The sequence below is a fragment of the Mesobacillus sp. QJM3NY_10 genome (genome assembly GCF_056173465.1).
Genome location: NZ_CM149675.1, coordinates 4,098,483 through 4,112,749 on the forward strand (window position 1 = coordinate 4,098,483; position 14,267 = coordinate 4,112,749).

The 14,267-nt window shown below is 43.9% G+C and carries 13 protein-coding genes and 1 riboswitch; all 13 genes read right to left on the reverse strand.

Annotated elements, in window-relative coordinates:
- Window positions 1–265 precede the first annotated feature (265 nt).
- The gene (locus tag AC0VX7_RS20745; protein ID WP_041966118.1) at window positions 266–568 is read right to left on the reverse strand and encodes a YunC family protein; all 303 of its coding nucleotides are present in this window, start codon (window positions 566–568) and stop codon (window positions 266–268) included.
- A 338-nt stretch (window positions 569–906) separates the two neighbouring features.
- Complete coding sequence (locus AC0VX7_RS20750; RefSeq protein ID WP_475425711.1) at window positions 907–2,277, reverse strand: bifunctional metallophosphatase/5'-nucleotidase; 1,371 nt, start codon at window positions 2,275–2,277, stop codon at window positions 907–909.
- A gap of 67 nt (window positions 2,278–2,344) precedes the next feature.
- Window positions 2,345–3,193 carry a DUF72 domain-containing protein gene (locus AC0VX7_RS20755; protein WP_475425712.1) on the reverse strand — a complete coding sequence of 283 codons (849 nt, stop codon included), beginning with the start codon at window positions 3,191–3,193 and terminating at the stop codon, window positions 2,345–2,347.
- Window positions 3,194–3,704: 511 nt separating this feature from the next.
- Window positions 3,705–5,102, reverse strand: coding sequence for a Fe-S cluster assembly protein SufB (sufB, locus tag AC0VX7_RS20760; protein WP_214906584.1), 1,398 nt, complete (start codon window positions 5,100–5,102; stop codon window positions 3,705–3,707).
- 115 nt (window positions 5,103–5,217) lie between these two features.
- Window positions 5,218–5,664 carry a Fe-S cluster assembly sulfur transfer protein SufU gene (gene sufU / locus AC0VX7_RS20765; protein WP_192470132.1) on the reverse strand — a complete coding sequence of 149 codons (447 nt, stop codon included), beginning with the start codon at window positions 5,662–5,664 and terminating at the stop codon, window positions 5,218–5,220.
- Window positions 5,654–6,883: a cysteine desulfurase gene (locus AC0VX7_RS20770; RefSeq protein WP_475425713.1), complete on the reverse strand. Its 1,230-nt coding sequence runs from the start codon at window positions 6,881–6,883 to the stop codon at window positions 5,654–5,656. The genes sufU and AC0VX7_RS20770 overlap by 11 nt, the downstream gene beginning before the upstream one ends.
- A complete protein-coding gene (gene sufD / locus AC0VX7_RS20775) occupies window positions 6,883–8,190 on the reverse strand; it encodes a Fe-S cluster assembly protein SufD (RefSeq protein WP_215030405.1) in 1,308 nt (435 codons plus the stop codon). Before sufD ends, AC0VX7_RS20770 begins: the two co-directional genes overlap by 1 nt.
- Window positions 8,191–8,208: 18 nt before the next feature.
- On the reverse strand, window positions 8,209–8,994 hold the full coding sequence (gene sufC, locus AC0VX7_RS20780; protein ID WP_041966111.1) for a Fe-S cluster assembly ATPase SufC: 786 nt from the start codon (window positions 8,992–8,994) through the stop codon (window positions 8,209–8,211).
- A gap of 1,343 nt (window positions 8,995–10,337) precedes the next feature.
- The gene (locus AC0VX7_RS20785) at window positions 10,338–10,490 is read right to left on the reverse strand and encodes a YuzK family famiily protein (protein ID WP_214776232.1); all 153 of its coding nucleotides are present in this window, start codon (window positions 10,488–10,490) and stop codon (window positions 10,338–10,340) included.
- A gap of 275 nt (window positions 10,491–10,765) precedes the next feature.
- A complete protein-coding gene (locus AC0VX7_RS20790) occupies window positions 10,766–11,137 on the reverse strand; it encodes a carboxymuconolactone decarboxylase family protein (protein ID WP_041966110.1) in 372 nt (123 codons plus the stop codon).
- 103 nt (window positions 11,138–11,240) lie between these two features.
- Window positions 11,241–12,080 (reverse strand): MetQ/NlpA family ABC transporter substrate-binding protein, encoded by an 840-nt coding sequence (locus tag AC0VX7_RS20795; protein ID WP_475425714.1) that lies wholly within the window; start codon window positions 12,078–12,080, stop codon window positions 11,241–11,243.
- A gap of 14 nt (window positions 12,081–12,094) precedes the next feature.
- Window positions 12,095–12,763, reverse strand: a complete 669-nt coding sequence (locus AC0VX7_RS20800; RefSeq protein ID WP_475425715.1) for a methionine ABC transporter permease — start codon at window positions 12,761–12,763, stop codon at window positions 12,095–12,097.
- Window positions 12,756–13,781 carry a methionine ABC transporter ATP-binding protein gene (locus AC0VX7_RS20805; protein ID WP_475425716.1) on the reverse strand — a complete coding sequence of 342 codons (1,026 nt, stop codon included), beginning with the start codon at window positions 13,779–13,781 and terminating at the stop codon, window positions 12,756–12,758. The genes AC0VX7_RS20800 and AC0VX7_RS20805 overlap by 8 nt, the downstream gene beginning before the upstream one ends.
- A gap of 280 nt (window positions 13,782–14,061) precedes the next feature.
- Window positions 14,062–14,176: riboswitch (SAM riboswitch) on the reverse strand.
- Between the last annotated feature and the right edge of the window lie 91 nt (window positions 14,177–14,267).

Consider the following 14,267-nt stretch of genomic DNA (forward strand, 5'->3'; position numbering starts at 1 on the left):
GGCCGACTAGTGAAGTTGTTCTTTAACTTCATTAGGCGGACCGAAAGCGAAAAGTATAGCCGACTGCCCAGAAACGCAGAAACTGGAGACTCCGACAAAGAAGCGCTTTTTGCTTCTGCCGGCGGAGTTGAAGTTTCGGAGTTTCTAGGAGGCGAAACTAGACAAGCGACTCGAGGGGCTAGGTGCTGGAGCTGGACACTAATCTAAGTGTAAAAAGTTAATAGTTTTTTATACAAGCAAAAAGACAGCCAAACAGGCTGTCTTTTTAATTCATGAGCAGCAATGCTTCTTTGCCGATCATCCCTTTTGTTGCACCAAGGTTTTCCGCTTCATAGGTGACGGACTCCAGCGGGGCATCGAGCAATTCCTCGATTGTTTTTACGCCAACCGCCCTGCCGGCAATAACCTTCCTGCCCTTAAGTTTTTCATTGAGAAGTGCGACATCCAGAGCTCCGCACATAATGTATCCTTTATCTCCTGTAACGACAAGCAGGTTTGTCTTCGGCAGTTTTACAGAAATGCATAAGAACGTCCTGCCTTCTATTTCAATAGGTGACATGTCGATCATGATCACAACTCCCTCCTTCAATCCCAATAACACTCTATGAAGGAGAGGCAAAAAGCGTGATATTTTGATCTGATATTGGTGAAAGTTGGTTGAAAAATTTCAACTCACTAAACTCGACAACAGCCCACTAAAGCAGGCGAGATTATTTTAATAAGCTCTTTTCTCAAACTTTGTTGCTATTTGACTAATAAATAGATTTAACTACCTATTTTTCTTCGTAAAGTTGACTCTTCTGTGAGAAAAGAGAATGCAAACTTAATATCGACCGGCAAAATTCCCTTATATTACGTTAAAATCGGCTTTAGGATTTTAACAACACTCTTTACGAAAATTGCCTTTTAATAAGACGCAAGCTTCCACTCAAGTAAATTGCGAAGGAACTCAGGTAGCCAGTATCGTTTTCCCTCAGCGCGCTGGATTTCTGGGAAAAAGCGGCCGAACGTAAACATATCAGGAATCGCCAGTGTATAGTGCTCCTTGGCCTCGATCAGCTTGCCATTAATAAGGACCTGGGTGACGTTCCCTTTTTGCTGAAACTCGATTCCATCATACTCCATGACCCCCATGACAGTGCCGCGAAAGCCAAGACCTTTTATCTGCAGATGGGGCCATTTTTCATCCCTGGTCTGAAGGAGCACTTCTTTTAGCTCTGCTCCTGACATCCTGATCGTACAAGGATTGATTGGATGGGGACAAATTTCGAGCAGGTCGAGCTTTGTTACATTTCCCTGCTTCAGGCCATTAAGAATCATCCCGGCATTCATGAACGCACAATCGGCATTGCACCATTCCCGTAACGCCTGAGTGAGCATCTTGGATAGCTCAGAATGCTGCAATGGGTCTGCCTTTAAATCCTCTGGAAGTAACGCAACACTTTCTGCCATCAGCCTTTTGCCTTCCAAGAAGTACCCTTCTGTAATTTCCTGTTCGTTTTCAGCCTGATCTTCCTCATTCATATCATAAAGCACAGCTTTTTTTTGTAAAATTTGCTTTGTATCCACATCCAGCTTCAGGGTTACGTGGCCGGTATAGTATCCAAATTTGCCTGCTCCCGCCAGCAAACTGGAGCCAACCTCCTTGCCCTCGTGTAATATATGGTGGGTATGGCCGCCTAAAATGACATCAATCTCAGGGAACATCCCGGCAATCATTTCATCATCATGGATTCCTAGATGCGATAGCAGGATAATAACGTCCGTTTCTCCTTTTAATTGATCGACGCATTTCTTCAATTCATCAATCGGGTCGTTCAGCTTCCAGCCCAACTGTTCATAAAACCGCGCAAAATTAACTGTGACGCCAATGACACCGATTCTAGTCCCGCTTTTGCTTATGTATACATGATAGGGCTTAGCCCACTCCGGCCTGCTCCCATCCCGATTATATAAATTTGCTATCATCATTTCGAAATCCTTTTCAAGATACATCGAATCCAAATCTTCGAAAGGAAGGGTGATGCCTTCGTTATTCCCTATCGTCGCTGCATCGTAGCCAGCTTCATTCAAAAGACGGCAATTAGCCTTTCCCCTAGTTGCATCTGATAATGGATGCCAGCGGTCCATATGATCGCCAATATCGAAAACAAGAACCTCGTCGCCCGCTTCCTCGTGCGAGCGCCGGCGCTCAGTCAGTAGCTTATGGATGCTTGGCCAGTGCTCCAAATGGCTATGCAAATCATTCGTATGGTAAATATGAATAACCTCTTCCATTTAACCATCCATCCTCTTTTAAAAAATGAAGTGCCCCCCTGTAAATTGCCAGGAGGGTTCTAGAGTTTTAAAACAAATCCAACTGCCTCGGGTTTAACCCTTCATATTCGATATCCAATAGCTCAACCATCTGTTCAGCATTATCCGCAGCATCCCCGCCGGAATTGTTGTTAAACAATGCGAAAACCTGTGATGTGCTTTCGTTTAATTTCTTCAGGTTTTCTGCCCACTCTGTTAATTCTGTCTGATTATAGCGATATAAATAGCGGACTTCGCGCCAGTCCTCACCTTTTCCTTTCTTGTTCCAGCCATGAACATTGCGGCCGTGGAAACGGACAAGCACCTTATCTTTCGATGTAGATTGAAGAACCGTTGGAATTGAACCTTCACCTGCCTGCGGTTCATCGCAGATGCTGTGAATCCATTTTTCCTCTCTCATAAAATCCAGAGTCTTCTCGCGCATTTCATCTGTGAACCATGACTGGTTGCGGAATTCGAGCGCACAGTCGATATCGCCCATCTGATCGCGGCACCAGCGCAAATAATCGACATTCTCCTTGCGCAGGTCAAACCACGGCGGAAACTGAAAAAGCGTCATTGCGTGCTTATTCGCCTCGAGATAAGGCTTTAGCGATTCTTTGTATGCAGTGAACATCTCATTTTTATCAGTAAAAGGAATTTCACCGCGCTGGTGCCCGGTCATTCCCTGGTACGCTTTAACAATAAATTGAAAATTTTCAGGTGTGTCATCCACCCATTTCGCGGCATTCCTCACAGGCTGCACAGCGTAAAAAGAGGCATCGACCTCGACTGCAGGAAAGTGGCTTGAGTACTCCTTCAGTTTATCACGCGGCGAAACCTTGCCCTCATATAAACTGTCATGGTCTCCCCAGCCCGTTAAGCCAACAATAATCATCTGTGCACCTCCATTTTACCTTCATGATAGCATAATTAACTTCAGAATAAGAACTAAGACATCGTTTAACCTTAATTCCCCCTTCTATAAGGGGGAAAACACATATTAATTAGCTTTGGCAATTGCTAATCACTACGTTTTTGAGATGAATCACTACGTTTTTGCCAGGAATCACTACACTTTTGATGGTTATCACTACGAAATTAGACCGAATCACTACGAAATTCTAGATAATCACTACTTTTTACAAAAATTAGGCGTCGGAGTTACCCAAACTTCATGAAGTTTACGATGTACTGACATAATTGCACGGTCAATTCAAATAATTGCAGAGTAAAACAAATATTTGCGCGGTAAAACAAATTTATTGCTCCTTCCATCAGATAATTGCACGGAGAAGCATGAGAATTGCACCGTCTTCCATTTGAGTGGAAATTACATTTCATTAATATGCTTTCAAACGGTAAAAAATCCACCTGCCGAGGCAGGTGGATTCCCGTAACTATCATTATTAACCGATAGAACCTTCCATTTCGAACTTGATCAGGCGGTTCATTTCGACTGCGTATTCCATTGGCAATTCTTTTGTGAATGGCTCGATGAAGCCCATTACGATCATTTCTGTTGCTTCTTCTTCGGAGACTCCGCGGCTCATCAGGTAGAACAATTGCTCTTCTGATACTTTGGAAACCTTCGCTTCGTGCTCAAGAGAAATGTTGTCGTTCAGGATTTCATTGTATGGAATTGTGTCTGAAGTAGACTTGTTATCCATGATCAACGTATCGCACTCAATGTTTGAGCGGGCGCCGTCAGCTTTGCGTCCGAAGTGGACGATACCGCGGTATGTTACTTTTCCGCCTTGCTTTGAGATTGATTTAGATACGATTGTTGATGATGTGTTTGGAGCAAGGTGGATCATTTTCGCACCTGCATCCTGGTGCTGGCCTTTACCTGCAATCGCGATTGATAATGTCATACCACGTGCGCCTTCACCCTTAAGGATGACTGCTGGGTATTTCATTGTCAGTTTGGAACCGATGTTGCCATCGATCCATTCCATTGTCGCGTTCGCTTCACAGACCGCACGCTTTGTAACAAGGTTAAAGACGTTGTTTGCCCAGTTCTGGATTGTTGTGTAACGGCAATATGCGTCTTTCTTGATGATGATTTCAACGACCGCACTGTGAAGAGAGTTCGTTGTGTAAACAGGAGCTGTACATCCTTCAACATAGTGTACGTGCGCGCCTTCATCAACGATGATTAGAGTACGCTCGAACTGGCCCATATTCTCAGAGTTGATGCGGAAGTACGCCTGAAGTGGGGTATCCACTTTGATTCCCTTTGGAACATAGATGAAAGATCCGCCAGACCAGACCGCAGAGTTCAATGCTGAAAACTTGTTGTCTGTTGGAGGAATGACTTTTCCGAAATGCTCACGGAAAATGTCTTCGTTTTCTTTCAGAGCAGAATCTGTGTCTTTGAAGACGATCCCCAGATCTTCAAGCTCTTCCTTCATGTTGTGGTATACAACCTCTGATTCATACTGAGCAGAAACACCTGCAAGGTATTTTTGCTCAGCTTCAGGAATCCCCAGCTTATCGAATGTCGCCTTGATTTCCTCAGGAACTTCATCCCAAGATTTTTCGGAGCGCTCAGATGGTTTTACATAGTAAGTGATTTCATCAAAATTTAATGAAGCCATGTCTCCGCCCCATTGAGGCATTGGCATATTGTAGAAGTGCTCCAAAGATTTTAAACGGAAGTCGAGCATCCACTGAGGCTCTTCCTTCATTTTTGAAATTTCTTCAACGATTTCACGCGTCAGACCGCGCTTAGACCGGAAGATGGAAACGTCTTTATCGGAAAATCCGTATTTATAATCACCGATCTCTGGCATTTTTTTAGCCATCGTCGAATTCCTCCATTCTTAAAGCAGGGAAACCGGGGTTTCCCGCTTTGTAGTTGTTCGCTGCAGGCCAATCCCCCGCAGCGCTTTCACGAAAAAATCATCAAGCGATGATTTTCTATTGGCTGTCTTCCTCTTCTTTCAGGCCTTTCTCCATTGCCTTCCATGCAAGAGTAGCGCATTTGATCCTTGCGGGGAATTTCGCCACACCTTGCAGTGCTTCAATATCCCCGAGGTCGAGATCATCCTCTTCATAGTCTTTTCCCTGCATGATGTCAGAAAAAACCGTTGAAAGCTTTAAAGCTTCCTCGATGGGTCTTCCTTTGACCGCCTGCGTCATCATTGAAGCAGAGGACATGGAAATCGAGCAGCCTTCCCCTTCAAATTTCGCGTCCGCTACCTTGCCGTCTTCGACTTTCATCGTCAACTGGATGCGGTCGCCGCATGTCGGGTTGTTCATATTGACTGTCAGGCTGCCTTCTTCCAAAACACCTTTATTGCGAGGGTTCTTATAGTGATCCATAATAACTTGCCGATAAAGGTTATCTAAATTATTAAAAGACATCGCTGAAATACTCCTTTGTTTTGACAAGTCCAGCTACGAGCTTGTCAATATCTTCTTCTGTGTTGTACAGGTAGAAGCTTGCACGTGCTGTCGCGGACGCCTTCAGCCATTTCATCAGCGGCTGTGCACAATGGTGACCTGCGCGGACGGCGATTCCTTCAGCATCAAGTACTGTCGCTACATCATGTGGATGTACGTCATCAATATTGAATGTTACAAGTCCAGCACGCTTGCCGGCTTCCTTCGGTCCATAGATCGTCATGCCATCGATTTCAGACATTTTATCCATCGCATAAGCCGCAAGTGCGTGTTCGTGCTTCTCGATATTATCGAGACCAATATCATTCAGGAAGTCGATTGCGGCACCAAGACCAATCGCACCAGCGATGATCGGTGTTCCACCCTCGAATTTCCACGGCAGCTCTTTCCATGTTGACTCGTAAAGACCTACGAAATCAATCATTTCGCCACCGAACTCAACCGGTTCCATTTTTTCAAGAAGGGCCTTCTTGCCATATAATACGCCGATACCTGTCGGCCCGCACATCTTATGTCCGGAAAAAGCGAAAAAATCGCAGTTTAGATCCTGAACATCTATCTTCATATGCGGAGCGCTTTGGGCGCCATCGACAACCATAATCGCACCATTCTGGTGGGCAATATCGGCAATCTCCTTGATCGGGTTCATGACGCCGAGTACGTTGGAAACCTGCATGATGGAGACGATTTTCGTATTCTCTGTAACCACTTCTCTTACAGTATCAAGTGAGATCGTACCATCTTCCTGCAGGTCGATATATTTCAATGTTGCACCCGTTTGTTTTGCCACCTGCTGCCACGGGATGATGTTGCTGTGATGCTCCATGTAGGAGATGACAATTTCATCGCCCTCTTTGAGATGATCACGGCCGTAACTTGCAGCTACCGTGTTGATTGCAGTAGTGGTACCACGGGTGAAAATGATTTCTTCGATTGATTTTGCGTTAATGAACTTTCGGACTTTTTCCCTTGATCCTTCGTAACCATCAGTTGCTCTTGTTCCAAGAGTATGGACACCGCGGTGTACGTTGGAGTTGTATTCGCGATAATATTTGTCCAGTGCTTCGATTACCTGCACCGGCTTTTGTGATGTCGCCGCGCTGTCTAGATAGACAAGCGGGCTGCCATTGACTTCCTGATTTAAAATCGGAAATAGTTCACGAATTTCGCGGGCGTTCATTATTTAACTTTCCTTTCGATTACCTCAACCAACTGCTTTTTAACTCCCTCGATCGGAAGCTCATTTACAACTGGAGCAAGGAATCCGTGGATGACAAGGCGCTCTGCCTCGTGCTTCGGAATACCGCGGCTCATCAAGTAGTAAAGCTGCAATGGATCAACGCGTCCAACAGAAGCCGCGTGGCCAGCTGTTACATCATCTTCATCGATTAGAAGAATTGGGTTAGCGTCCCCACGAGCTTTTTCGCTTAGCATAAGAACGCGAGATTCTTGTTCAGCATTTGACTTGGAAGCACCATGCTCGATTTTTCCTATTCCGTTAAAAATAGAAGTCGCGCTATCCTTCACAACACCGTGCTTCAGGATGTAGCCTTCTGAATTTTTACCGAAATGGATAATGCTAGTCGTGAAGTTCTGAGTCTGTTCTCCGCGACCTACAACAACCGTTTTCGTGTCGCCATATGAACCGTCACCAACAAGGTTCGTAGTGTTTTCTGAAATTGTGTTGCCGTCGTTCATCATGCCAAGAGCCCACTCGATACGAGCATCTCTTCCAGCGTGACCTCGACGGTTCACATAAGTTGTAAGACCTTCAGCCAAAGTATCAACTGCACCGTACTGGATTTTTGCATTTTGGCCAGCGATTGCTTCAGTTACGATATTTACCAATCCGTTCACCTTGCCAGTAGTAGAAATATAGTTCTCAACATAAGTTACAGAACTATTATCTTCTGCTACTACAATCACGTGGTTGAAAAGGTTCGCTTCCGCATCATCATGCAGGAAGATCGCCTGGATTGGGTTTTTGACTTGAACATTTTTAGGAACATAAAGGAATGCTCCACCGTTCATGAATGCTGCGTGTAGTGCAGTCAAGCGATGCTCATCTGTCTTTACGGCAGTCATGAAATATTTCTTCAGCAAATCACTGTATTCACGAGCGGCTGTGAAAATATCCGTGAAAATGACGCCTTGCTCTTGCATTTCCTTTGAAAGCTGAAGATATGCAGGCTTGTTGTTGCGTTGAACATACAGGCTGCTATCCTTTGCTTCCAGGTCGACAAGTGCTTTTACATCTTCAGGAAGCTCGTCGATCGATGAAAAAGCATCGCTTTTAACGAGCAGTTTCTCGAATTGTGTAAAATTCCATTTATTAATCTTCGTCTTATCCGGTCTTGGCATTGAGAGATCTTCTGCTTTTGCAAGAGATTGTACACGAAGCTCTGTCAGCCATTCCGGTTCATTCATTTCTTTTGAGAAGGAAGTAATGTACTCCTGGTCAAAAGCCCATTTCGTTTCCGTAGTCATTATAAATCCCCCCAACGCTTAAGCTTCTTGCCCAACTGTTTCGTCTTCGATGCCCAGTTCTTTCTTAATCCAGTCGTATCCTTCTGCTTCTAAGCGCTGTGCAAGTTCCGGTCCGCCGGACTTCACAATGCGGCCCTGCATCATAACGTGAACATAGTCAGGAGTGATGTAGTCAAGAAGGCGCTGGTAGTGAGTGATAATCAAGCAGCCGAAATCTTCGCCGCGCATTTGATTGATTCCTTTAGAAACAACCTTCAATGCGTCGATATCAAGTCCTGAATCGATTTCGTCAAGGATTGCGATTTTTGGTTCAAGCATCATCAATTGTAGGATCTCGTTACGCTTCTTCTCACCGCCGGAGAAACCTTCGTTCAAGTAACGCTGTGCCATATCAAGGTCCATTTCAAGGAATTCCATTTGCTTATCCATCTTGCGGATGAACTTCATAAGAGAAATTTCGTTTCCTTCGCCAAGACGGCTGTTCAATGCAGAACGCAAGAAGTCAGCATTCGTTACACCGCTGATTTCGCTTGGATATTGCATAGCAAGGAACAAACCAGCGCGTGCTCTTTCATCAACTTCCATTTCAAGAACATCTTCGCCATCAAGCGTAATTGTTCCATTTGTTACTTCATACTTAGGGTGTCCCATGATAGAAGAAGACAAAGTGGATTTACCAGTACCATTCGGTCCCATGATCGCGTGGATTTCTCCACCCTTAACTTCAATGTCCACACCTTTTAATATCTGCTTGCCTTCAATCTCAACTTGAAGGTCCTTAATTGATAATACAGATCCTGCCATAATATTACCTCCGTCAATATAGAAAAGATTTTAAGCCGACTATTGCCGTCTTTAACTCTATTCTCATTTTATTCTCATTACAATCTTATAACAAATAGAAAGTGTTAGCAACACTTTAAGAATGGAAAGAAATACAACGAAACCTGTAGAGTATTGTCAAACCCTATTTGATTTTTGGCTCATGCAGAGTGGGAAGGAAACGACCGAGCAAATTCATTTGCTCGCAGCGTTTCATTTCCACTCTGCAGCTTTTCAGCGTCAGCGGAAAAGCCAGTGAAGCGTAAGCTTCACGACAGTGAGCCAAAAATCAGCACAAACTAGATTTGCATTTTAATCTACTGACGGGCTTCCTAGTCTTCTTTCCAGAATCCCGCTCCCGCCTTTCAGCTTGCTGAAAGGCGACATCACAAGCTTATCATAAATGCCCTGATCGGCATAAGAAAAACAGCGTTTTCAGAAGGATTAAAACCATTGTTACTGACAACCCATTGTGTTTCACCTTTATATTTGAAAGGTCCATGAAGGCAGCGGTTATCAGAGTGGATGACATCCACTCAAACTTTGTACATCATTTTATTTTTTACCTTTGGATATAAAATAATGTACTTAGAAGAAGATGAGTATTAAACTGATCTATTCTTAATGTCACCAGGTTCGGACAGCTTTTCCACTTCTCACACTAAACCTGTCCGAAGTTGGTTTGCCTTCTGACAGCTTGTCCTCTTTTGAACATCAAACCAGTCTGAACACCGACTTGATTCTGACAATTTTTCTTCCTAACACCTCGAATCTGTCACAATAACAGCTGAATCTTGACAGCTTTTCCTCCTAACGCTTCGAACCTGTCATAATAACGGGCTTTTCTTGACAGCTTTTCGCCCTAACATCTCGAACATGTCACAATAACAGCTGAATATTGACAGCTTTTCCTCCTAACACATCGAACCTGTCACAATAACGGCTTTTTCTTGACAGCTTTTCTCCCTAACACCTCGAACCTGTCACAATAACGGCTTTTTCTTGACAGCTTTTCTCCCTAACACCTCGAACCTGTCACAATAACGGCTTTTTCTTGACAGCTTTTCTCCCTAACACCTCGAACCTGTCACAATAACGGCTTTTTCTTGACAGCTTTTCCCCCTAACACTTCGAACCTGTCATAATAACGGCTTTTTCTTGACAGCTTTTCGCCCTAACACCTCGAACCTGTCATAATAACAGCTCAAAATGGACAACTAAGAAAAACTAAACTCAAATTACGTTCTGTCATCAACATAATAAAGAAACCAGTGCAACAATCACACTGGTTCCAAAAACATTTCTTCTATTATATATTCTCTCGCTTACGAGTGGACTTTTCTGTCCAGGTCAGCGACCATCCGTTGGCTTTTGATATAGTCTCTTTCGCGTTTTCTTTCGACTTCCATTCTTGCGTCATGGTTCATGCTGTATACCTCGTAACTAATTCCATGGGCTCCATGCATCGCTTTTTCCATTTCACTTGTGTAGTTCAGTTTTAGCTGACTAATAGTGAATCATCCCTTCGGTTTTTCGCTTTAATAAGCGATTTTTTGATAGTGCAATCTTAACACCTTTTATTTACCACTATCAAAGCGGTTAAAACCGTTAATTTTTGGATGTGATGGAGTAAGGCGGCCTAACGCGACTTCACCTCTGCCATTCTTAGAATACTGGCAAAATCCTCCCGATTGATGGTTATCCTGTTATTTAACAGCTAATTCACCTGTATTAATCAACATTAAAACAGCTTCTACTGCTTCAAAGTGTTCAGTTCGGCCATTGCTTCCTGGACGAGTGTCACTGCCTGGCTCATTGCCGCACCGCCACCAAAAGCTGCTGTAACTCCAACAGCTTCCAGAATTTGCTCTTCCGATGCTCCCTGGTCAAGGCAGCCTTTTAAATGATATATAATGCAATATTCATCCTGTGAATACAATGAAATCCCCAAAGCAATCAGCTGCTTTTCTTTTTGCGTCAAAGTTCCTTCCTGAAAACATACTTCAGTAAACGCATTATAATGTCTGGCAAGCTCTGGCATTCTTTGCGTAAATACACCCAGGCCTTGCTTATATTCATGCAGTGCTGCTTCTGTTGAATTCCGAGGTTCATAATGATGCTCCATTGCTTCCACTCCATTCTGCTTTTTTCTCGGTTAGTATGTTAATTTTCACAGTCGGTTATGCGGCAAAAAGAAAAAGCAGGCTGCACGCCTGCTTTCATCTCATTTATTCTTTTACAGGTACAACTGCACCTTCATATTTTTCAAGGATAAAGTCCTGGATCTCTTTGGAGTGAAGCACTTCAACTAGAGCTTTGATTGCCGGTTTTTCAGCATCGCCTTCACGAACAGCAATTACGTTCACGTATGGAGAATCACTTTCCTCGATCGCGATAGAATCCTCTAATGGATTAAGTCCAGCATCAATTGCATAGTTAGAGTTGATTAAAACTGCATCGCCTTCGCCATTGTTGAAGATTTGTGGAAGCAACGCTGCTTCATATTCTGTATCAAACTTCAATTCTTTAGGGTTTTCTGCGATATCTTCAATTGTGGCCTTTACTTTTTCTACGCCTTCTTTAAGAGTAATCAAGCCTTCTTTTTCAAGCATTGTCAAGATACGGCCATGGTCTGCTACCGAGCTGCTCATGATAATGTGCGCACCTTTTGGCAGGTCATCAAGAGTAGTATGGTCTTGTGAATAGACACCAATTGGCTCGATGTGGATTCCTCCAGCATTCTCAAACTTATAGCCATGTTCAGCCATTTGTGACTCAAGGTAAGGAATATGCTGGAAGTAGTTAGCATCAAGCTCTCCTGATTCAAGTGCCTGGTTTGGAACAACATAATCGTTGAAAGTCTTGACTTCCATTTCATAGCCTTTTTCTTCAAGTAGCGCTTTTGCTTCTTCCAAAATTTCTGCATGTGGTACGTTAGAAGCACCAACGACAATTTTCTTGCTTTCTTCCTTGCCGCCTTCTCCCGATGTGTTATCCTCAGAAGTTCCGCAAGCTGCAAGTCCTGCTGTTAATACTAATGCTAATAGAGCTAATAACCATTTTTTCAATTCAAATCTCTCCTTTATCTCTTATCTAATTTTCTAGTGAAGAAATCACCAACAAACTGGATTACAAACACGATAATCAAAATAATGATGGTCGCCATCAAGGTGACATCATTCCGGCTTCTCTGGAAGCCTTCCATGTATGCCAGGTTTCCGAGACCGCCTGCCCCGATGACACCGGCCATCGCCGTGTAACTGACTAACGCGATTGCCGTCACCGTTATACCGGATACCAACGCTGGCATCGATTCCGGGAGCAGCACTTTCCAGATGATCGTCGTCGTCTTCGCACCCATAGACTTTGCTGCTTCAATGACTCCTTTATCAATCTCACGTAAGCCAATCTCAACCATCCTAGCGTAAAATGGAGCCGATCCAATAATCAGTGCAGGCAATGCCGCATTTTCCCCGATCATCGAGCCAACGATGATCTTTGTAAAAGGAATCAGAAGGACGATTAAGATTATGAATGGGATGGACCTAAAAATATTAACGACTGCACTTAATACTAAATTGACCGGCCTGTTTTCCCAAATATTGCCCTTGGATGTTAAAAAGAGCAGCAGTCCAAGAATCGCTCCAAAAATGAAGGTAGCCACAACAGAGATGGCACTCATGTATAGTGTCTCAACTGTCGCTTCCCACATTCGGTCCCAGTTGACATTCGGAAACAAATTTTCAGCCATGCGAAATCACCTCCACGCCGACCTCATGCTGGCCAATATACTCTATTGCCCGGGTCACTTCGCCCTCTTCACCATCAAGATGGATGAACAAGGTTCCATATGAACCATCTTGTGTCTGCGAAATTTTACCCTGAACAATATTGACCGTTATTGAAAACTCACGAATCAAGTTGGTGATCAGCGGCTTTTCGGTTCCTTCACCTACGAATGTCAGCTGGACAACGCGACCATGTGGATATCGCTCAAGCAAGTGATCAACTGTTTCCTTTGTTTCCTCAGGTTCTGTCACCTGCTGGACGAATCTTTTCGTAATAGGCTGCTGCGGGTTCTTGAACACTTCCAGTACTGGTCCTGTTTCAACAATCTTTCCGCCTTCCATGACAGCGACTCGGTGACAGATTTTCCTGATAACATGCATTTCGTGAGTGATCAGGACGATCGTAAGACCAAGCCTCTTATTGATATCAACAAGCAGATCAAGAATCTGGTCAGTTGTCTGCGGATCAAGCGCTGAAGTTGCTTCATCCCCAAGAAGTACTTTAGGGTTATTAGCCAGTGCCCTGGCGATTCCGACCCTCTGCTTTTGACCGCCACTCAATTGGGAGGGATAGGCATCTCCTCTGCCCTCAAGGCCTACAAGTTCGATTAATTCTTTTACCCGTTTCTCTCTTTCAGCTTTAGCTACACCGGCAATTTCAAGCGGGAAAGCGATATTTTCTGCTACTGTTCTTGACCAGAGCAGGTTGAAGTGCTGGAAAATCATGCTGATTTCCTGGCGAGCCTTCCGCAGTTCCGCTCCCTTAATCCTTGAAACTTCCCTTCCTGCTACCACGACTGAACCTGAAGTTGGGATCTCCAGACCGTTCAGCATCCGGATCAAAGTACTTTTGCCGGCGCCACTGTAGCCGATGACCCCATAGATTTCGCCTTCCTTGACTTCAAGGTTGACATCATCTACCGCTATAACATCTCCCTTGTTGGAAGGGTAAATCTTTCTGGCATTTTTTATCGTAATCAATTGACTCCCCCTCTTTACACCTACACTTATTAAAACCGTTAAATTCCCCTGAAAATTAAGAAGGTTATCAATCTAGTTTCCCATTCCCTAACCGAAAAAATTCAAACTCCAGTTAAAATGGGTATTAGACTCTATCTTAAACGGGGATGATTCTGCTCTAGTTATAAATTCTTTTCGAACAAGTTTTTGGACTATAACTTTTTAAGCATTTTTTCGAAAAGGGCAAAATAAAAGCCTTCCTGCAAGTGAGCAGAAAGGCATAGTCATAGTAGATTCCTTTCTCTCATCTGCCAAAGCGATCCGCTTTGTGTGAATTGGCACCATTTCAGCAAGCATTGCTTACTGACGGTTGCCGGGTTTCATAGGGCACTTCCCTCCACCTCTCTTGATAAGAGCACGCTATTAAATTATCTAACCGGTTTTAAGTTACGAGTGTGATTGTAGCACGGAGTAAAAAAGAGTGTCAATAAAATTATTTTCAAATAC